The organism is Streptomyces murinus (assembly GCF_002154555.1).
Classification (GTDB): Bacteria; Actinomycetota; Actinomycetes; order Streptomycetales; family Streptomycetaceae; genus Streptomyces; species Streptomyces murinus.
The window spans coordinates 1-921 of the sequence record NZ_MUNF01000921.1 but is presented as its reverse complement, the minus strand read 5'-3'; the positions used below and the strand labels follow the sequence as shown (position 1 = coordinate 921).

1 protein-coding gene and 1 pseudogene are annotated in these 921 nt (G+C 71.2%); one reads left to right on the top strand and one right to left on the bottom strand.

Annotated features, from left to right (window positions below):
• The first annotated feature begins 206 nt into the window (after nucleotides 1-206).
• On the top strand, nucleotides 207-374 hold the full coding sequence (locus CCN72_RS39410; protein WP_158101475.1) for a hypothetical protein: 168 nt from the start codon (nucleotides 207-209) through the stop codon (nucleotides 372-374).
• Between the two features lie 43 nt (nucleotides 375-417).
• Here CCN72_RS39410 and CCN72_RS39405 read toward each other — a convergent pair.
• A pseudogene (locus CCN72_RS39405) lies at nucleotides 418-921 on the bottom strand (AfsR family transcriptional regulator); the annotation flags it as partial.

Below are 921 nucleotides of genomic sequence, written 5' to 3'. Positions count from 1 at the left end.
CCGCCCATGGGTAACGCCCGGAAACGGCCTCTGACCTGGGACGGAAGCCGTTCCCGCCCCAACCCCCCGGAACGGCTTCCGTCCCAGGTCAGAGGCCGTTTCCGGGCGTTACCCATGGGCGGTATCGGAGCGGGATCCTCGCGGGAATGGGCGTCGCCATATTCGAGGTGTCGGAAAGACCGGAGACACTTCAGGGGGCGGAAATCATGGCTCGCAAGCTCACCAACTCGATCCGGATCGTCGTGGCCGTGGTGGCGCTGGCGCTGGGCGCCGCGGCGGTCGAGGCAGGCCACACGGACGCGCAGCGGCACGGCCACCACGTGACGGCCGAGGACAAGGGCCCGACCGTCACCAACCCGGTCGTGGGCGCGTAGGTCACGGACCGCCGGCGATACGGCGGTCAGCTCTTCAGGGCGGTCAGGTGCGCCGGGCGTTCGGGGGGATGCCCATCGCCGAGAACAGTTCCTCGGCCTGCGCCGCGTGCTCGGCCGCCCACGTTTCATCGCCCAGTGCCGCCGCCGCGCCCGCCAGGCCGGCCAGGGCATAGGCCTCCTCGACCCGGTGGCCGACGGAGGACGCCAGTTCATGTGCGCTGCTGTGCAGGGCGAGGGCGGAGGCGTACTCCTGCTTCCGCCGCAGCACCCGGCCGATCACGTTCTCCAGCTTCGCCTGGCGCAGCGGCGAGGACCCCGCCTGGGCGAGGGCCAGGGCGCGGTCCGCGAAACCGGACGACTCATTGGGCCGGTCCAGGCGCTGGGCGATGTCGGCCGACAGCGCGAGCGTCATCGCGACATGGCCCTGGTCCATGGACTCGTCGCACAACTGACGGGCGAGGGCGAGGGTCTCATCGGCCTCCGCGTAGTCGCCGAGGCCGGTCTGTGCCAGGGCAAGATCGGTGAGGGCCACCAACTTGCCGCCCTG

Excerpts from the sequence above, each read along its gene's own strand:
- CCN72_RS39410 (WP_158101475.1), top strand. The coding sequence starts at position 207 with ATGGCTCGCAAGCTCACCAACTCGATCCGGATCGTCGTGGCCGTGGTG.